This window comes from Parcubacteria group bacterium CG10_big_fil_rev_8_21_14_0_10_36_14 (genome assembly GCA_002772895.1).
Taxonomy (GTDB): domain Bacteria; phylum Patescibacteriota; class Patescibacteriia.
On the sequence record PFCS01000006.1, the window covers coordinates 36,635 to 54,630 of the forward strand.

The following is a 17,996-nucleotide window of genomic DNA, read 5'->3' on the forward strand; positions in this document are numbered from 1 at the left end:
TAGCCTAAACCTTAATAACCTGTTAAGCGCTAAGAATAAAACTATAATAATTTAAAATTACATACCATATATCCGATACCCAGCGGAGCCTCAAATGAAAACATTTGTGGTTTATAATTAACTTTGTCAATAATACCCATTAACATAGCTGTTGGCAAAAGAATTGATTCATTAGCTTCTTCGACCATTTTTTCGGGAAGAGAAAGAAGCCCAGCGGTATTTTTTGTTTCTAAAAGTTCAATAAATTTGTCATTAAATTCCTTTCCACTTTTTGAAAATCCCAAGGGGCTTTTTTCGTTTGAGCGGTGAGATAAATTTCCAGAAACAATAATTCCTATTTTTTTATTGCTTTCGGCAAGTATTTTTTTAATAAGTCGTCCTAATTCGTAATGCGCTTTTGGGTTTTGATGAGTATGGACAAAGGGGATAACCTTTATTTTTTTGTCTTGTAAAAGATAAAAAAGAGGAATGCCAAAAGTGTAATCAAGATTTTCTTTATGGCTTAAATTGAATGGCAGATTATTATCCAAAGCGGTATGTCTTATTTTTTCTATAAGCTCAACATCAGGGCAGAGCTCCATATTGGTTTCAAATTCTCCAAACTCCTTAAAATCCATTTTATACTTTTCTGAAAGGATAATATTATAAGTAGCAGAATGCATCCGTTCGCTTGATGAAATAATAAGAAGCGAATCAATATCTAATTTTTTAAGTTTTATTTCCAGATCTTCAAAAGCCTTTTTTGTATTCGCTAGCTTTTCTATTTTATCTTTTCCAATATTTGGGATAAGTAATGGAGGGTGGGGTGTGATAGCGGCAAAGGATATCATGATAATTTGTCGGTTAATTAATTAAAAAGTATTTGCGTTTCTGTTTTTCCTATGTTTTCACTTAGTTTGATTGGTTCGCCTATTTCATATAATCCTAATACCTTGGCGTTTGTCCATATTATATTTTCCCATTTCCATCCGTATGTGAGAAATACATCTTCCGAAGGGATTGAACGGAGTTTTCCGTCAGAAATAAAATATACATTTGGCTCTTTTTCGTCTTTTACAAGCGAGCCGTCTAAAAATTTTATTGGTTCTGCAAGAGAATATTTATCAAGTTCCTCAAAGTTTGCTTGGATTAAATTTCGGCCAGGAAAGCGAGTATTTAAAACTGATTTATGCCAAATTGGATATTTTTTTCCATCATAAACCCAATAAACTCCGCCGGTTTCCTTGTGTTGCAAAAGACCACCCGTAGGATATGCGCTTGCTTGGGTTATTGGAGAACCAATTGTATATGCGGAGAGATCTTCCTGTGTTATATTTTCTAATTCAAAAGGACTAAAGCCAATTGAGCGAAATACTTTTTCCGATTCAAAAGGTCGCGCTTCATCGCCGACTGTCATATATAGTTTTCCATTTTCGTCTTCCAATAACGAATAGTCGGTAAATTTTATTGGATATCCTGTTGGATATTTTTGTAGAATACTTTCTCCTACCGGTATTACGCTTTCTTCGTTAAATTTTGACTTGAAAACCGTTTTACTTGTGAACGGACGTTTTGTTCCGTCCTGAATAAGATAGATTCCGCCGGTTTTAGCATCTTGAAGCAAAGAGCCGTCAGGATATTGGATATTTGAAAACCATTTTGTCCAAATGAGATAAAAATTTTTATTTCCAAGATAATGCGGAGTATAGGTATAAAGCGCGGCAGTAGCATTATTTTGCGGAGTTATCCAATATTTGTAATCAACTTTTTTACTAATTCCCGGACCAAAGCCAGTATGAGTAATACCAGATTTTTGTAGATCAATAACAAATGTATTTACTATTCTGTCCACTGCATAATAAACCTGTTTTGCAAATCCGCGATATTGCGCAACAAGGGGATGAGAGAGCTCGCATTTATCACAGACCGCATAACCCATCGCCCAATCAAGTCGTCTCATATTTGCCGAAGAATATGTTATTAAGCTTTGTTCTTTCTCAAGCATCACAAGAATAAATTTTGGGTTTATTTTAAATTCTTGCGCTGTATTATAGATGATTTGCCCGGCATCCATAAACGTTCCGGTTCCAGGATAAAAATCTGCAAAATAAGATAGAAAACTATTTTTTTCTGATAAAAAATCTTTTATTTCATTTAAAGACATTGAATTACAATCAAAAAGTTCTTGATCTGAGATTACAAAGTCTTCGTTAAAGGCATAAGAGGGGAGGGGCAATATAAATAGCCCAAATATTAGAGAGATTATGACTTTTTTCATATATTAATAAGGATATCAAAATAAGTGGCAGGAAGCAACAGTTTTAATTTTTGTAAAAGAAAAAAGGGCTCTCTTGTGAGAGCCCTTTAGGTTGGGGTTAGCCGCCGGAAAATGGCGGAGGTGTGAGGAACATATTGAACGCCGATAGGCAGTTTTTGCCGAGGACGAACAGGTAAACCTGCCCGCATTCGGACGTGTTGTCCTTGGGGATGGTGAGAAGGAACTGACCCGACAGATCAACCGTCTGTCCGGTGGAGCAGAGTCCCTTTCTGTCGCAGAGGGTGACGGTCATACCGTTCGGCACTCCTCCTTGCCAGCTCCAGGCGACAATCTCCTTTGGGCTGAGAGTCACCTGAAAAAGAGTGTCGTTAATTCCTGTACAGGTGGGAAGTTGAGGGATGTTGTTGTCCGCTTCGGGAAGCAACTTAATCAGGATCATCAGCTCGACGTCTTTACATCCCTCCTTTTTTACGGTGAGAAATATGGTTTCATTCTTCACGAAGTCGCCGTCAGGTTGATGATCCAGCTACCGCCTTGATTGGCGATGGCTCTGGCAAAGGAGCTCTCGTCTGCGTTGGATGCGACGATGTTCACGTATGGCAGCACGGACTTGGTCAGCCCGTAAACCACCAGGTTCCCCGGTGAGACCAGGACCGCGCGGATGCGTGCGGTATCAATCGCGTAGCAGGGTATGAGTGCCAGATTGGCGAGCTGTGGCTGTGGGATCGCCAGAACAGCGATCTCGGGGGGTATTGTCGGTTCGGCAGGCGTTGTGATGGTTGGCTCAGATGTCTCGTCGCCTCCACATCCGGGAAGCGCCAGGCCAAGCAAGACCAAGAGTCCTGCCGTGCACAGAGCAATCGCGAATGTGAACAAAACACGTTTTGCAAGACCGGTCCGAAATGCTTTTACCTCATTCATTGTTTCCTCCTGTTTTTGTGGGTTAAAGATCTACTTTCTGTCTATGAATATAGCACATTTTTAGTAATTTGTCAAGAGAATTAGTAAAATATTGCCTTATTTTACATATAATTTGTATAATTTAGGTAATAAAATATGGCTATTTCCGGCCATATTTTAGAGGGGGAGTATTTATTTGATAAACTTCAGTTTATCGTCATCAATACTGATTTTTATCTCATCTCCTTCTCGAAACTTTTTCTTTATGATTAGCATCGCAATCGGATCAAGTATTTCGGACTGGATTAGCCGTTTTAATGGGCGAGCGCCAAATGACGGATTATATCCCTTTTCGCATAAGTATTTTTTGGCCTCTTCGGATATTTCTAATCCGAGTCGTTTTGTAGCAAGACGTTTTTTTAGAAGTTCAATCTGTAACTCAACAATTTGCGTAAGATCTTTTTTCGAAAGCGCTTTGAAGATGATTGTTTCGTCTAAGCGGTTTAAAAATTCTGGTTTGAATTGTTCACGCAAGAGTGAATTTATTTTTTCTTTAATTTCTTGTTCATCATTATTTTTCTTATCCGCAGTAAAACCAATATCGCCTTTTGAGGCAGCAGAAAGAATTTGATCACTTCCCAGATTTGATGTCATTATAATAACTGTGTTCTTGAAGTTTACCTTTCTTCCTTTAGCGTCTTTCATGTGTCCGTCATCTAAGATTTGCAATAAAATATTGAAAACTTCTGGATGCGCTTTTTCGATTTCATCCAATAGAATCACGGAATAAGGTCTTCGGCGTACAAGTTCGGTTAATTGTCCACCTTCTTCATGTCCGACATATCCCGGAGGAGAGCCAATCATTTTTGAAACAGAATATTTTTCCATATATTCGGACATATCAAGACGTATAATGGCAGACTCATCATTAAATAAAAATTCTGCAACCGCTTTTGCCAATTCGGTTTTACCGACGCCTGTGGGACCCAAAAAGATGAAAGAACCAATTGGTTTTTCTTCGGGTGAAATGCCGGCGCGTGAACGGCGGATAGCATTGGAGACGGCACGTACCGCTTCGTCTTGCCCGATAATTCGTCCATGCAATTTGTTTTCCATTTTTGCAAGCTTTTCCGCTTCTTCTTCAAGCATTCTGGCAACAGGAATACCTGTCCAACGGGAAACAACCCCGGCTATATCTTCCTCTGTAATTTCTTGTTTTAAAATTCTACTGCCTTTTTGTATTGTTTTAAGCTTTTTTTCCTGATTGAATAGTTGTTTTTCAAGTTCCGGAATATTTGAGTAACGGATTTCCGCTACTTTTTGGAGGTCTCCCGCACGTTCAGAAATTTCTGCCGAAGCTCGTTTACGCTCGATTTCTTTTTTAATTTTATTAAATTCTTCAATAACTCCTTTTTCATTTTTCCATTTTAGTTCAAGTTGGTTTGCTTTTTCGCGGGTTTCTGCGATTTCGCGTTCAAGATTTTTTAGACGTTCTTTTGACTGCTCATCTTTTTCTTCTTTTAAAGCTTGTCGTTCAATTTCGAACTTCATTAGTTGGCGTTTTAGTTGATCAAGCTCAGTCGGCTGAGAATCAACTTGTAAACGCAAAGCGCTACCCGCTTCATCAATAAGATCCACTGCTTTGTCAGGTAAAAAGCGGTCGGTGATATATCTACTGGAAAGAGTTGCCGCGGAAACAATTGCCGGGTCGGTAATGCGGACTCCATGATGAACTTCGTATTTTTCTTTTATTCCGCGTAAGATTGCTATTGTGTCTGAAATAGACGGTTCCTGGACATAGACCGGCTGAAACCTGCGTTCCAGGGCTGGATCTTTTTCAATATATTTTTGATATTCTTTTAGAGTTGTCGCGCCAATTGCATGAAGTTCTCCGCGTGACAAAGCCGGTTTTAGCAAATTTGAGGCATCAATCGCACCTTCTGACGCGCCTGCTCCCACAAGAGTATGGAGCTCGTCAATAAAAAGGATTATTTTCCCGGAAGATTTTTCTATTTCTTTTACAACTGCTTTTAGACGGTCTTCAAATTCTCCGCGAAATTTTGTTCCGGCAATAAGTGAACCCAAATCAAGTGAAATAAGCTCTTTATTTTTTAAAGTTTCGGGAACATCCCCAGAAACAATTCTTTGAGCAAGACCTTCGACAATAGCAGTTTTTCCGGTTCCGGCTTCGCCAATAAGAACGGGGTTATTTTTTGTTCGGCGAGATAAAACTTGCATAAGTCGTCTTATTTCTTCATCTCTGCCAATAACAGGGTCAAGCTTTTCTTTACGGGCAAGGTCAGTTAAATTTTTTGAGTATCGTTCCAATGCCTGATATTTTGCTTCTGGTTCAGGGTTATCAACTTTCTGATTTCCGCGAATATCAGCCAAAACCTGAAGTACGGCATCGTAAGAAACGCCGAGTCGTGAGAGAAGCTCGGAGACGTTGCTTTGTATAGAGATAAGAGCAAGAAGCAAATGTTCTGTGCTGATAAAATCATCTTTCAGATTTTCTGCTTCTTTCTCAGCTTGATGCAGAATACGAGCCATTTGCGGGCTGACTCGCAATTCTGTCGTGGTTTCCGGCAAGCGAGGGATAAGAGATAAGAGCTTTTTTAGATTGGCATTTAAGACTTCTTGATTTATTTCCAGTTTATTAAAAATAGTCGGAACAACTCCGTCTTTTTGTTCTAAAAGAGCAATTAAAAGATGAGCCGGTTCAATTGAGGCGTGTTTTTTATCAAAGACTATATTTTGAGCGGCCTGCAAGGCTTCTTGAGATTTTGTCGTAAATTTTTGCATCATAAGGGTAGTAATTTATGTATATAGTATTTAGGTTTCTAATCTTATTAGCAGTCGGGTTGGAGGAGTGCTAATTTATACTATAAGTTTGCCATACATTATTATACTTGTCAAGCGCTGGTAAATGTGCTAAATTAAGGGCAGATATTTGACAACCAGGAGGTAGCGATGATTCTTCGTGGGATTGATTTTGGAAAAGTTTTGGATGCTACCGGTGCTCGTGGATTTTTTGGAGAAGGATATTGGTATCATAAGCTTTGGTGGCCGTTTGGTTTGAATTTTGAAGGCTCTACATTTGTTGCTAAAACAACAACTCTGGAAGCGCTTTTGGGGAATATGGATCTTGATAAAGATTATAGACCAAAAAAACTGTTTCCCGATTGTGTAAAAGTATACTCGGGAAAAGGCGTGGTGCTGAATGCTGTGGGGCTATCGGGCCCTGGCGCAGAGGTGCTTTTTGAAGCCGGAAAATGGCAAAAAAGACAAGAGCCATTTTTTATCTCATTCATGCCGATTGCGGGGACTGTGCGCGAAAGACGCATTGAGCTTTTAGAATTTATGAAAATGCTGAAACGATATTTACCAGAGTTTCAGGCTCCAATCGGTTTGCAAATAAATTTTTCTTGCCCAAATGTTAATGTGGAATTTGATGATGAAGAATTTGTTGACGAGATACATGGCTCATTGGCTTTGGCTCGATGTTTTGTAAATATTCCGTTGATGCCAAAATTTAGTGTTATTACACCCCCGGAAATTTTAAGAGAGGTTACTGACTTTGTATCATGCGATGCTATTTGCATATCAAACACTATTCCTTGGGGAAAATTGCCGAATGATATTGATTGGAAAGCTATCTTTGGAACCAACGAATCTCCACTGGCAAAATACGGCGGGGGTGGACTTTCGGGAAAACCACTTTTGGCGTTAGTTGTAGATTGGATAATGAGAGCGCGGGATATAGGCATTACAAAACCAATAAATGCCGGTGGCGGAGTTCTAAGTCAACGAGACGCGGAACTTTTGTTTTATGCCGGCGCGGATTCGATTTTTTTGGGTTCTGTTGCGATGCTTGCGCCATGGAAAGTGAAAAGTATTATAGCTCATGCGCAGAAATGCGAAAAAACGGAAAGGAGTAACACCCAATGAAAACTCTAGTAATCAGAAAGCCGGATGATTTTCATGCTCATCTCCGCGAGGGAGAGATGTTGAGGCGCGTTCTGTCTTTTACTGCAAATGTTTTTGCAAGAGCGTTGGTAATGCCAAATTTGCAAAATCCGCTTGTCAGCACTTTTAAGGTAATGGAATATTCCAAGCAGATAGACCGGGAATGCAAGAAACAGGGATTTAATAATTTTCATGCGCTCCGTACGTTATATCTTACGGACAATACCACTGCAAACGATATTTCTTGGGCATATTGCTGGCAAAACATTGTTGCCGTAAAACTTTATCCAAAAGGAACAACGACCGGCTCCGTACACGGCGTTTCCGATGTCCGATTGCTTGCTCCTGTATTTGCAGAAATGGAAAAAAGGGGAGTGGTGCTTTCTATTCATCCCGAAATGCCTGAGATGCATAGCGATTATGCCGAAGAAGAATTTTTGGTAGGACCATTTTGGTGGATTTATCAAAATTTTCCAAAATTGAAAATAGTCTGGGAGCATGTGACGACCGCATATATCGTAAATATTCTGAAAATGTATCCTGAGCGAGTTGCCGCAACAATTACGGCGCATCATTTGTTTTTGACGCGTGATGATGTTTTGGGAAATCCGCATAATTATTGCAAGCCTCCGGCAAAATCAGAAGAAGACCAAGTTGCACTTATAAATGTGGCAATAAGCGGAAATCCAAAATTCTTTTTTGGCTCTGATAGCGCTCCGCATTGGAAATACACAAAAGAACGAACGATTAAAGTTCCAGCCGGAGTTTTTTCTGCGCCAGTGGCAATACCGGTTTTAGCGCAAGTTTTTGAAGCAGTAGGCGCTTTGGACAAGCTGGAAAACTTTGTTTCGCGATTTGGCGCAGAGTTTTATGGGCTTCCACTAAACCAGGAGCGAATCTGTCTTTTGAAAGAAAAATGGAGAGTGCCCCTTATGCTCGGAGAAGAAATGGGAAACTTGATAGTTTCTTTAGCGGCAGGGCAAGAGTTGGATTGGAGAGTTATCGGTTCTACTATGCCGTTTGAGAGGAAATAAAAAATACAAAGACGCACAATCAGCGTCTTTTTTAATTAAAAAACCTCCGATTTTATCGGAGGTGAAAGAAAATTAATTATTCAGTTTATGAACAGGGAGCCCAGATTGTTGTTCTCGTTCTTTTTGCTGTTTGTCATAATCAACAATTTCCCTTGTCTTATAGCACTCAAAAAGAGTTTTTGTTTCCTCGCCTTCAAAAAAGGAGCCGAGAACTTTTGCACCCTGCCGGAGCTCGCTATTTTCGAGCTCTACAAATCCGACAGGAACTTGATTTTTATCAAACCAGAGGAGTCGACGGTAATGATACCGTTTGTTGATGGTGTCGGTTATTCGACTATCCCTGAGATGGCACTGATTGAGAAACTCTTTTGCTTCGTCAAGAGAAATTTATTGTGAAAGATATTTATCAAGACGCCACATATTTTTCATTGCTTGCATGAGGATTTTTTCTGTTTTCGGTTCGAGTTGACCTTCTAGGGCCTTTAGAATTTGATATGAGTAGCGGGAAATGCCACGTCGTTTTTCAGCTGATTCGTAAGATTTGTTTATACCACGCAGAATCGGAGAGAGTAGAAAAATAACAGGAAAGGAATAAAGCGCAACCTTAGTCATCCCCGAACTTTTGCAATCTTTGTTAAAGAGCCAGCTAGATGTACCCGCTAAAGAAATTTCCATTTTTTCTAAATCAATATCAATGAAACATGATGGCCATTTTTTGGGATCATTTTTATGTTCCCCAGCGTAAAAGCCCATTGTAATCTTCAACAAATTTTCAGAATGCTTCACCCTTACTTCCCTTAAGTGCAATCTTAATTTATGTGGAATGCCTGCGGTCACTTGCATGCCAAGTTTGATGATGCCCGGGAGCTCTTTCAAGAACCATATTTTATCCCCGCTCATTTTTTTCTCTCCTTTTTCCACAATGTTCATAATTTAGAACAAAAAAATTATTTTGTCAATAAGAAATTGATAAAATAATCCGCACCTATTAGTGCGGGGAAGATATGGGTTATTTTTTTGCGGTTTTTCGTTTTTTTAGTTGCAAGATGCACTTAGCGAGATGCACATAAGCAGTTGCGGAACAAAAGCCTGCAAAGAAATAATTAAATATTGTTGGCTGAAGACCCCAGCCACATAGCACCATGAGGCCTACGGATACGAGTGCAGTAGCAAGATAGACTCTCCAATGACTGCTTATAAGCACGCCAAAACATATATAGCTACCAATAAGATCGTACCCACAATTTGTAGCAGTACTATCTTCGCCTCTTTGTTTTTGTCTTGCTTTATTAAATCTTACATCTGTGTTTTTTTGTCAAGCCTGTCTTTGTATGGTATTATTTATATATGAAAAGGCGGGTATTTTTAGCTATAAACCTACCAAAAGAAATTGATAAAAAAATCAGTACTTATTGCCTAAAATTAGCTAAAAGATTGCCAAAGAAGGGAATAAGATTTGTAGAAGAGGGGAGTAGACATATAACTCTTCATTTTTCAGGCAGTCAAACGGAAGAGAAAATAAAAAAAGTAGCTATACTTATGGAGGGCGTAGCAAAACAGTATACAGGATTTGAAATAGCAACAAAAAAGATAACCGCTTTTCCAAATGAAAAATTTCCACGGATTATTGTTCTGAGCGCAAAAAGCAGAGGAGAAGAAATAAAAAAAATTCGAGCTAATTTAGGAGACGAACTAAATAAAATCGGCATTGAGACTGACGCGCGTTCTTGGGAAGCGCATATCAGTTTAGCAAGAATAAAGTTTGGAAAAGTAGACTTTGCCAGAATACAAAAAGAAGTGGGAGAAAATGTAAGTTGGGTGGTAGACAGTTTTGACTTGGTTGAAAGCGAACTCACAACTGAAGGGCCAATTTATAAAATAATAAAAAAGTTTCTATTGAGCTTTTAATTTATACGATATGAAAATTTTAGGTGTAAGGATAGATGAAATGGGAGAAAAGGAGGTTTTGGAAAAATGTAAAAGCGCAATAACAGAAGGCAGAAGACTTTTTATCACAACGCCAAACCCGGAGATACTCCTTTTGGCAAATAAGGATGAGGATTTTAAAAAAATATTAAATAGCGCTGACATAAATATTCCGGATGGGGTAGGGCTTAAGCTTGGCGCAAAAATAAAAAGAAAAAAATTGAATTATCATTTGACGGGAACGGATTTGATGGGACATTTGGCAAAGATGGCAGAAGAAATGGGGCTTGGAATATATTTATTAGGGGCAGAGCAGGGAATAGCAAGAAAAGCCGGACAAAATTTGAAAAAAATTTTACCAAGTTTAAATATCATTGGCGCGGAGTCCGGTGGCAAGTTTGAAAGTTGGGATAACCGCGTAATAATAGAACATATAAACGCAGTAAAGCCGGATATTTTGTTTATAGCGTTAGGGCAAGGTAAACAAGAAAGATGGATTTTTGCAAATTTACCAAATCTTAAGAGTATAAAAATTGTAATTGGCGTTGGTGGAGCATTTGATTTTTATTCTGGACGTATTCCACGCGCGCCAAAATGGATGAGACAACTGGGGCTGGAGTGGTTATATAGGCTATCTCGCGAACCAAGCCGATGGAAAAGAATTTTTAATGCAGTTATAGTTTTTCCGATTGTTTGTTTAATAAAAAAATAATATGTCAATATTTGGTCCAAAAATAAAAGTCAGATTTGCGCCGTCACCAACGGGGTTTTTGCATATTGGAGGACTTCGCACCGCGCTTTATAATTATCTTTTTGCTAAAAAAAATAAAGGAAGTTTTATCTTACGTATTGAAGACACTGACGCAAAACGAAAAGTAGAGGGTGGAGTGGAAAACATTATCAATACTTTGCGTTCCTGTGAATTAAACTATGATGAAGGACCTGAAATTGGCGGGAAAAATGGTCCGTATGTTCAGTCGGAGCGCTTGCCAATTTATAAACATTACGTAGAACAGCTGATTGAAAAAGGAACTGCATATTATTGTTTTTGTACTCCGGAAAAACTGGAAAAAGAAAAGAAAAAACAACAAGACGAAAAATTGCCGACAAAATACAGTGGACATTGTACAAAAAATATAAGAGAAGATGCGAAAAAGCGGGTAAAAGAAGGCGAAAAATATGTAATTAGACTCAATGTTCCGGAAAGTGGAAATACAGAGTTTGAAGATGAGGTTTATGGAAAAATATCGGTAAAAAATCAACTAATAGATCATCAAGTTTTACTAAAATCAGATGGATTTCCAACTTATCATTTAGCAAATGTGATTGATGATCATCTAATGGGGATAACTCATGTAATCAGGGGAGAGGAGTGGCTTCCTTCTACGCCAAAGCATATACTTTTATACAAAGCTTTGGGCTGGAACGCGCCAAAATTCGCCCATCTTCCGCTATTATTAAATCCGGATAAAAGTAAACTTTCAAAAAGACAAGGAGATGTAGCGGTAGAGGATTATCTAAAAAAAGGATATTTACCCGAAGCTCTGATAAATTTTGTCGCTCTTTTAGGGTGGAACCCAAAAGGAGACCAAGAAGTTTATACGTTAAAAGAATTTATTCGTTATTTCGACTTAAAGTCAATAAACAAAAGTGGATCTGTATTAAATAAAGAAAAATTGGATTGGATGAATGGCGAATATATAAAAAGAAAATCGCTAAAAGAGCTGGTAGAACTTTGCAAGCCATATTTGGTGGATGCCGGACTCATAACAGAAAAAACAGATAAAAAACTAATAGAAAAAATTGTAAAAATAGAACAGGAAAGAATTAAAACTTTGCAAGAGATAACCGAGGGCGCAGGACTTTTCTTTAAAAAATCGGATTATAGTGCTGACTTATTGGTTTGGAAAAAGTCTGACAAAAAACAAACAAAAATAATTTTGGAAAAATTGTTAAAATTTTTAAAAACCGTGCCCAATGGAAAGTTTGAACAGGAAAAATTGGAAAAAGAAACAAAAAAATGGTTAAAAAAAGAAAATATCAGCACAGGGGATGCGCTCTGGCCAATGAGAACAGCTTTATCAGGACAAAAAGCCTCTCCTTCGCCTTTTGAGCTGGCTTGGGCATTAGGTAAAGAAGAAACCATAAAGAGAATAGATTGTGCCATCACTAAATTAAAATAGTCTTGCATTGTTATGAAAAAAGTATTTCGTTGTCTAATTATTTTACTGTTGGCGATTACATTGATAATGCCAAGTTTTGTAATTGCTGCGGAAAAAGATGACCTCATAAATTTGAGCGACGAAATAAATAATAAAAAAGATAAGCTTGACGCGTTACAGAAGAACCTTGATTATTATAAAAATCAGATTGATATGGCAAGAAAAAGCGCGGTAACACTAAAAAATCAAATAGATCTTACTGAGAACCACATAAAAAAGACTGAGTTGGAAATTCAGGAAGCGGAGATAAAGATTGATAAATTGGAACTCGAGATGTTGGGTATTAATAATGAAATAGATGGCACCCAAAAGAAGATTGAATTGCAAAAAGATTTGGTCGGATATTATCTACGCGAGATAAACAGGCTTTCCAGCAAATCGCCTTTAGAAATAATTCTTGTGCACCCTTCTTTTTCTCTTTTTTTCAGTGAAGTAAAGTATTTTGAAGATTTACAGAATAACTTGGGTACGTCGCTAAAAAATTTGAAAGACCTACACTCACGTCTGGAAGATAAGCAAAAAGAACTGAAGCAGAAAAAAGACGATACACTTTCGATTAAAAACGATCTGGAAGACAGACGTGGAAAACTTGAAGCTCAAAAAACAGCAAAAACTTTTTACATTGGACAAACGTTTGCTTCGGAATCAAAATTTCAGGCTTTGTTAATCGAAGCTCAAAAAGAACAACAAGACCTTGATGCAGAAATAGGACGCTTAGAAAAAGATATCCGAGAAAAATTAAATCAAAACGACTTGTTCCCATATGGCGGCAATATTGTTTTTACTTGGCCAATCGAAAAAAATAAAATAACCGCTTTCTTTCATGATCCGGATTATCCGTACCGCTACTTATATGAGCACCCGGGTATAGATATACGCGCTATTCAAGGTACGGCGATTGTAGCGCCGGCGCCAGGCTATGTATTAAAGGTGCGCAATCAAAATAGCTCACGCATATATAATTATATAGTATTGGTTCATGCCGGTGGGGCATCAACCGTTTATATTCATTTATCCCAAGTCTATGTTGAAGCGGATACTTATGTTTCGCGTGGACAATTAATCGGCCGTACAGGCGGAACGCCTGGAACGAGGGGAGCGGGTTTGTTTACAACAGGGCCACACTTGCATTTTGAGGTTCGCTTAAACGGTATACCGGTAAATCCGTTAGACTATTTGGTAAACCTATAAAGAATGATACTTTTTTAAAAAACAAAATTTATTCGCTAAGAAAGGTGAATCGGATTTTTAATTATTTTGCGACGCTATGTGATTATGAATCTTTAGCAGAGCAGAGGAACGTATTATCTTCTTTGGTAATGCTTGGTAATGCAAAGATATATTATCTCGGCTTTTCCGGAATATACTAGTACAAAAGATATATAGTATTTTGTAAATTTGTAAACAAGAGTATATAAGACGGATGATGTAGGTATAGACATCGATAATAGGTAAGAAGTATTACCTGTTTTTTAATCTTTGATATAGCGTCGCAGAATATACCTTTTGCGACGCAACAAAAAGGTCAATATAAAACCCCGTGTCTTAGGGGTCGTGGATGATTGGACAAAGTCTGTGTTCGTTTTCCTATCACCCCATTTCGTCAGCCGGTGTTTGCATAATACATCATACTTATTTTATATATACATTATCTCCAAATCTAAGGTCAATATATTCTAATGGTTTATTTACATCCTTTATTTTATTATTAAAGGCCAGGTATAGCTTGTAGAACTGCCTTTCGCCATCTTCTTCGTCATTTAGATATATTTGCCAACCGTTATTAACGTAAACAATAATTTTTGCAGTTGTTTTATTTTTAAAAATTAAAACAGCTTCGGTTTTAATCGGCATACGGGTTTCTACTTCATCTATGAACTGAATGATGATTCCGAATACTTTATCAGCCGGGTACTTATCGCCCACTGAGACGTCTTTGCTATAATAAGCGTCGCAAAATATAGGATAGCTTGGAAGTGCTTCTTCTTTTGTGTTGGCTAGTATTTTTTCTTTATCAATTGTTGCGTTGCCTGCTGTGCTGGTTGCAAAGTCTTCTTCAGTATCTTCGTTTGCAATAAACCAGTTGTCTATTCCCTCTTTTATGCTTAGCACAGTTCTGTCAGCTGATAGGATATATATTTTATTTTTGTTATATACTGCCAGCTTTTGTTGTTTTTCTTTTAGGTTTATTATTATTTTATGCGGATAATATTTTTCTACGGAAATGCTATCGAATATATAGTTTGAAGAAAGCTCTTTTTGCAAATCTTTACTGTTGAAAGTAATAATATTTGAATAGCTGAATAATCCCATTTTCTTTTGCTTGAAAAATGATTCTATTGAAGACTCTACTTCTGCTTTGTCATAATTTTCTATACCCCGTGTTTCCCAGTCATTTATATAGAATGTTTGTGATATCAGTAAAAAATAAATCCAGGCGCAGATAGTAAGTCCTAACATTATTAGACTATAATAAAAACGGCTGGTTTTCGGCTGTTTTTTCTTGCGAAAGTATGGATTTTGTATTTTGCGAGGATGGAGTACCTTTGACATAAGTCAAAAACAAATATTTAGCCTGTATATTATACAATGACGCGTTTTATAAGGGGGTTAATGCGGGTCATAACTTCGTAATTGATGGTGTCTATTTTTTTTGCCAACTCTTCGGCTGTTATTTCGTTTCCTAATAGGATTACTTCATCAAATAATTTTACCTTTGGGGGGGTGTCGGTAATGTCTATAATCGTCATATTCATACAAACTCTGCCTAATACCTTGGCGCGTTTCCCGGATACGAGCGTTTCGCCAATACTGGAAAGTCCGCGATCATAACCGTCCCAATAGCCAATAGGTATAATACCGATACGAGAATTGCGTTTTACGCGTTCTGTGAGCCCATAGCTTACGGGGGTTTTTGCGGATAAGTTCTTTATTTGCGCAATGCGGGTTTTCCATGTTAGCGCAGGCTTTAAGGTTAGATTTACATTTTTTTGTTTTGCTATGGCCTCTGCTTCATGAGAAGACCAGTGTCCGTAAAGTGATATGCCGGCACGCACCATATCAAAATGCGTTTCTGGATAATTGATTATTGCCGCACTGCAGGCAGAATGTTTTATTGGAATATGAATACCAAGAGACTCGATACTCTTTATGTTTTTATGAAATTTTTTGAGCTGTTCCATTGCATAGCTCGGATCTGTTGTGTCTTCTATATTTGCATAATGAGTATATATCCCCTCTATGAAAATATTCTTGTTTTTATTAGCTTTTTTTACAAAGTTAATAAGCTCTTCATTTGCTATCCCCTGTCGAGATGTTCCGGTTTCTACTTTGATATGAATTTTTAATTTTTTATTTTTGAAGTTCGCATTGTATTTGCCGGAGTCTTTTTCTAAATATTTTAACAATTCATTATTATACGCGACAATGCTGACGTTGTTTTTTATGCACTCCCCTATTCGGTCAAATGGCACATACCCCAAAACCAAAATAGGCATCCTATTTTTTTGTTTGCGTAAAAACATTGCTTCGTCAAAAGAATCAACACCACACCAATCAACTAATTTGCTTTGAATACAAATAGTGTTCATCTCTCTTAGCCCATGGCCGTATGCGTTGGACTTTAACACCGCCATAAATAACGGCTTCCTCCCCCTTTGTGAAAGGGGGTCTGGGGGGGACTTTAGCAAAGATTTCAATGCTTTGATATTATGCAAAATATTCTTTTTTGATATTTCAATCCATGTTTTCATATATTATATATCTTAACATAAATTGGCGCATTGTTAAAGACACATCAAGGAATGGTGTTTTTTCTTGTGTTAAGTTCGCTCCTTAATAAAAAAACGCTCCGATATGTTTATCGGAGCGCGGGTGAAGCTCTACTTCTCGCACTTCTTGTTGGGTGGCCGGAGCTCGCAAACCATCTCTGCGCTACTCAGGTGATACCAGTTTCCCTCAAACTGGTATCGGTAGCCTTGCACCTCCACCATTTCGAGTTTTCCGGTTGCCTTTCGCAGTACGGAATAAAATCCCTCATTCGGCTTTTCCATTGAGTGTCTCCCTTTTTTGAACTTGAGGAGAGTATAGCACACTTTAAGGGTTTTGTCAAGGATAAATAAACGCCTCATATGTTATGAGGCGTAAGGGGTGTTTACTTTTTTTCTATTTTTTCTCCTTGTCTGAGAGAGCTTGGAATCCAGTTTCCGCTAGACCACATTCGCTCTAGTTTTTCTCTGATTTCTTCCTCTGGCGTATCCAAAGGAGCATCAATGTGGAAATTGCCGGAAAAGCAGGTTTCGTAGTGCCACCGTCTGAGAAACGTTGGTTTTATTTCGAACATCCTCTCCTCCTTTTAGCTGAGTAGCTCGTGAAGCGGAACAGAGCGACTGGCTTTATTCCATTCTTCAATTGCTAGAACGACGTCTTCCATGGCGGGGATCATTACGATGTCGCAAAGAGCCATGATATCGTTTTCGTCGTTGATATCTTCCATTAGAGCAATCACTCTGCGGAGATCGTCTAGCGGAAGAAAAGCGCCGTTTGAATATTCCGGATAAATGGTTTGCGGGCAAAAATCTTTAAATCGCGTATAAAATAACCGAATACGTAGTTTGTTTGCATTATTTTTTTTGTTTTCCGCAGAGCAATACGCCTGCATAAAAAACCAGTATGTTGCTACAATCCGGGTCATTTCTTCTTCTGTTGCGTCAATCTCAAAGGTATCTTTTACGATGGAATAGTCCGGCGACTCAAGAACGATTCTATCTGAGCCGAGGAGCCTGATATTATATGAAAGATTTCCAATACCTCCAAAAAACATCCACAGAAAGCGCGGAAGCGAAACCTCGTATCTGCTTAAATATGGCTGTTCGTTTGGCTTTTCTCTCCTACAAAATACCTGTACCATCTCCCCTTCTCCTTTAATGAACGTTATTAAGGCGATTTTAGCATATTTTAGCCATTTTGTCAAGAGACGGATTTAGCAATAGAGTTTTTTGTTAAAAAAAGTAATTCCGACTAAACTAGTAAGAATTACTTTGAAGAATATGGGGATATAGGGAGAGTGGCGGTTTGTGTGGCTGTTATTCGGTTGTTTTGCCGTCAAAGTCCGGTGAGTCGGCTTCGGCTTCCGCTTTAGTCGCGCGTAAGATGCCATCTTTGTGGTGCGCAGGTGAATAAATAGTATAGAGTTTTAATTCTTTATCTCCCGAAACATTTATTACGTTATGCTCCGCGCCTGCCGGAACAACTACAGCGTCGCCGTCGGCCACATCATATTCGTTTCCATCGATTATAACCTTGCCGTTCCCCGCCTCAAAGCGGAAAAATTGGTCGTTATCCGTATGGACTTCCATTCCGATTTCTTCGTTTGGAGCAAGCGCCATTAAAACTAGCTGGCTATGCTGGCCGGAATATAAAACTTTTCGGAAGTTTGTATTTTCTAAAGTCAACTTTTCAATATTGTCTTTAAATCCTTTCATATTTTTGTGAGTTATTTATTAGTTAATTATCCCCTTTTTATATGGGTATTATAGCAAAGATTGCGGGAACCGCCGCCCATTGTAGCGAAAGAAGCGAAGCGATTTCGCTACAACGTTTCGGCATATCTGATGTTTGCCGTAGCGTAGCGGAGGCAAATATGGGTGGAGGCTTTTGTATAAAAGCCGTAACCAGACATGCCGTGTTATA

18 protein-coding genes and 1 pseudogene (1 of these 19 cut by a window edge) are annotated in these 17,996 nt (G+C 38.3%); 8 read left to right on the forward strand and 11 right to left on the reverse strand.

Annotation, left to right across the window (positions count from 1 at the left end; translation table 11 throughout):
• Window positions 1–41 precede the first annotated feature (41 nt).
• The 5 genes from COU51_00610 to clpB all read right to left on the reverse strand — a co-directional run bounded on the left by COU51_00610 (window position 42) and on the right by clpB (window position 5,962).
• Window positions 42–830, reverse strand: a complete 789-nt coding sequence (locus tag COU51_00610) for a hypothetical protein (protein PIR67077.1) — start codon at window positions 828–830, stop codon at window positions 42–44.
• A gap of 17 nt (window positions 831–847) precedes the next feature.
• The gene (locus COU51_00615; protein ID PIR67078.1) at window positions 848–2,257 is read right to left on the reverse strand and encodes a hypothetical protein; all 1,410 of its coding nucleotides are present in this window, start codon (window positions 2,255–2,257) and stop codon (window positions 848–850) included.
• 97 nt (window positions 2,258–2,354) lie between these two features.
• Window positions 2,355–2,756, reverse strand: a complete 402-nt coding sequence (locus COU51_00620) for a hypothetical protein (GenBank protein PIR67079.1) — start codon at window positions 2,754–2,756, stop codon at window positions 2,355–2,357.
• A complete protein-coding gene (locus COU51_00625) occupies window positions 2,753–3,178 on the reverse strand; it encodes a hypothetical protein (GenBank protein ID PIR67080.1) in 426 nt (141 codons plus the stop codon). Before COU51_00625 ends, COU51_00620 begins: the two co-directional genes overlap by 4 nt.
• Before the next feature lie 171 nt (window positions 3,179–3,349).
• A complete protein-coding gene (gene clpB, locus COU51_00630; GenBank protein PIR67081.1) occupies window positions 3,350–5,962 on the reverse strand; it encodes an ATP-dependent chaperone ClpB in 2,613 nt (870 codons plus the stop codon).
• A gap of 165 nt (window positions 5,963–6,127) precedes the next feature.
• Here clpB and COU51_00635 point away from each other — a divergent pair, with 165 nt between their 5' ends.
• The 3 genes from COU51_00635 (at window position 6,128) to COU51_00645 (ending at window position 8,553) form a co-directional block, all read left to right on the forward strand.
• Window positions 6,128–7,105, forward strand: a complete 978-nt coding sequence (locus COU51_00635; protein ID PIR67082.1) for a hypothetical protein — start codon at window positions 6,128–6,130, stop codon at window positions 7,103–7,105.
• On the forward strand, window positions 7,102–8,157 hold the full coding sequence (locus tag COU51_00640) for a dihydroorotase (GenBank protein PIR67083.1): 1,056 nt from the start codon (window positions 7,102–7,104) through the stop codon (window positions 8,155–8,157). The genes COU51_00635 and COU51_00640 overlap by 4 nt, the downstream gene beginning before the upstream one ends.
• A gap of 87 nt (window positions 8,158–8,244) precedes the next feature.
• On the forward strand, window positions 8,245–8,553 hold the full coding sequence (locus COU51_00645) for a hypothetical protein (protein ID PIR67084.1): 309 nt from the start codon (window positions 8,245–8,247) through the stop codon (window positions 8,551–8,553).
• Here the strand turns inward: COU51_00645 and COU51_00650 are convergent.
• Entirely contained in the window at window positions 8,545–9,087 is a 543-nt protein-coding gene (locus COU51_00650; protein ID PIR67085.1) for a hypothetical protein, read from the reverse strand. The genes COU51_00645 and COU51_00650 overlap by 9 nt on opposite strands.
• Before the next feature lie 417 nt (window positions 9,088–9,504).
• On the opposite strand from COU51_00650, the gene COU51_00655 reads away from it, so the two are divergent.
• From COU51_00655 to COU51_00670, 4 genes are read left to right on the forward strand one after another with little or no spacing between them, the layout of a single operon-like run.
• Window positions 9,505–10,065, forward strand: a complete 561-nt coding sequence (locus COU51_00655; protein ID PIR67086.1) for an RNA 2',3'-cyclic phosphodiesterase — start codon at window positions 9,505–9,507, stop codon at window positions 10,063–10,065.
• 10 nt (window positions 10,066–10,075) lie between these two features.
• Window positions 10,076–10,795 carry a glycosyltransferase gene (locus COU51_00660; protein PIR67087.1) on the forward strand — a complete coding sequence of 240 codons (720 nt, stop codon included), beginning with the start codon at window positions 10,076–10,078 and terminating at the stop codon, window positions 10,793–10,795.
• A gap of 1 nt (window position 10,796) precedes the next feature.
• Window positions 10,797–12,266, forward strand: a complete 1,470-nt coding sequence (locus COU51_00665) for a glutamate--tRNA ligase (protein ID PIR67088.1) — start codon at window positions 10,797–10,799, stop codon at window positions 12,264–12,266.
• A 12-nt stretch (window positions 12,267–12,278) separates the two neighbouring features.
• Window positions 12,279–13,496 (forward strand): hypothetical protein, encoded by a 1,218-nt coding sequence (locus COU51_00670; GenBank protein PIR67089.1) that lies wholly within the window; start codon window positions 12,279–12,281, stop codon window positions 13,494–13,496.
• Between the two features lie 441 nt (window positions 13,497–13,937).
• Here the strand turns inward: COU51_00670 and COU51_00675 are convergent, their stop codons facing one another.
• The 5 genes from COU51_00675 to COU51_00695 form a co-directional block, all read right to left on the reverse strand.
• Window positions 13,938–14,765: a hypothetical protein gene (locus tag COU51_00675; protein ID PIR67090.1), complete on the reverse strand. Its 828-nt coding sequence runs from the start codon at window positions 14,763–14,765 to the stop codon at window positions 13,938–13,940.
• 122 nt (window positions 14,766–14,887) lie between these two features.
• Complete coding sequence (gene alr / locus COU51_00680) at window positions 14,888–16,057, reverse strand: alanine racemase (protein PIR67091.1); 1,170 nt, start codon at window positions 16,055–16,057, stop codon at window positions 14,888–14,890.
• 401 nt (window positions 16,058–16,458) lie between these two features.
• A complete protein-coding gene (locus COU51_00685; GenBank protein ID PIR67092.1) occupies window positions 16,459–16,647 on the reverse strand; it encodes a hypothetical protein in 189 nt (62 codons plus the stop codon).
• Between the two features lie 12 nt (window positions 16,648–16,659).
• The gene (locus tag COU51_00690) at window positions 16,660–17,277 is read right to left on the reverse strand and encodes a hypothetical protein (protein ID PIR67093.1); all 618 of its coding nucleotides are present in this window, start codon (window positions 17,275–17,277) and stop codon (window positions 16,660–16,662) included.
• 112 nt (window positions 17,278–17,389) lie between these two features.
• The gene (locus tag COU51_00695; GenBank protein ID PIR67094.1) at window positions 17,390–17,788 is read right to left on the reverse strand and encodes a cupin domain-containing protein; all 399 of its coding nucleotides are present in this window, start codon (window positions 17,786–17,788) and stop codon (window positions 17,390–17,392) included.
• A 41-nt stretch (window positions 17,789–17,829) separates the two neighbouring features.
• Here COU51_00695 and COU51_00700 point away from each other — a divergent pair.
• Window positions 17,830–17,996, forward strand: a pseudogene (locus tag COU51_00700) (hypothetical protein); it runs 67 nt beyond the window's last position.

Coding starts and splice junctions, on each gene's coding strand:
- COU51_00615 (PIR67078.1), bottom strand. CDS start 2,257: ATGAAAAAAGTCATAATCTCTCTAATATTTGGGCTATTTATATTGCCC.
- COU51_00650 (PIR67085.1), bottom strand. CDS start 9,087: ATGAACATTGTGGAAAAAGGAGAGAAAAAAATGAGCGGGGATAAAATA.
- alr (PIR67091.1), bottom strand. CDS start 16,057: ATGAAAACATGGATTGAAATATCAAAAAAGAATATTTTGCATAATATC.
- clpB (PIR67081.1), bottom strand. CDS start 5,962: ATGATGCAAAAATTTACGACAAAATCTCAAGAAGCCTTGCAGGCCGCT.
- COU51_00675 (PIR67090.1), bottom strand. CDS start 14,765: ATGTTAGGACTTACTATCTGCGCCTGGATTTATTTTTTACTGATATCA.
- COU51_00695 (PIR67094.1), bottom strand. CDS start 17,788: ATGAAAGGATTTAAAGACAATATTGAAAAGTTGACTTTAGAAAATACA.
- COU51_00685 (PIR67092.1), bottom strand. CDS start 16,647: ATGTTCGAAATAAAACCAACGTTTCTCAGACGGTGGCACTACGAAACC.
- COU51_00665 (PIR67088.1), top strand. CDS start 10,797: ATGTCAATATTTGGTCCAAAAATAAAAGTCAGATTTGCGCCGTCACCA.
- COU51_00655 (PIR67086.1), top strand. CDS start 9,505: ATGAAAAGGCGGGTATTTTTAGCTATAAACCTACCAAAAGAAATTGAT.
- COU51_00610 (PIR67077.1), bottom strand. CDS start 830: ATGATATCCTTTGCCGCTATCACACCCCACCCTCCATTACTTATCCCA.
- COU51_00670 (PIR67089.1), top strand. CDS start 12,279: ATGAAAAAAGTATTTCGTTGTCTAATTATTTTACTGTTGGCGATTACA.
- COU51_00645 (PIR67084.1), top strand. CDS start 8,245: ATGAACAGGGAGCCCAGATTGTTGTTCTCGTTCTTTTTGCTGTTTGTC.
- COU51_00660 (PIR67087.1), top strand. CDS start 10,076: ATGAAAATTTTAGGTGTAAGGATAGATGAAATGGGAGAAAAGGAGGTT.
- COU51_00640 (PIR67083.1), top strand. CDS start 7,102: ATGAAAACTCTAGTAATCAGAAAGCCGGATGATTTTCATGCTCATCTC.
- COU51_00625 (PIR67080.1), bottom strand. CDS start 3,178: ATGAATGAGGTAAAAGCATTTCGGACCGGTCTTGCAAAACGTGTTTTG.
- COU51_00635 (PIR67082.1), top strand. CDS start 6,128: ATGATTCTTCGTGGGATTGATTTTGGAAAAGTTTTGGATGCTACCGGT.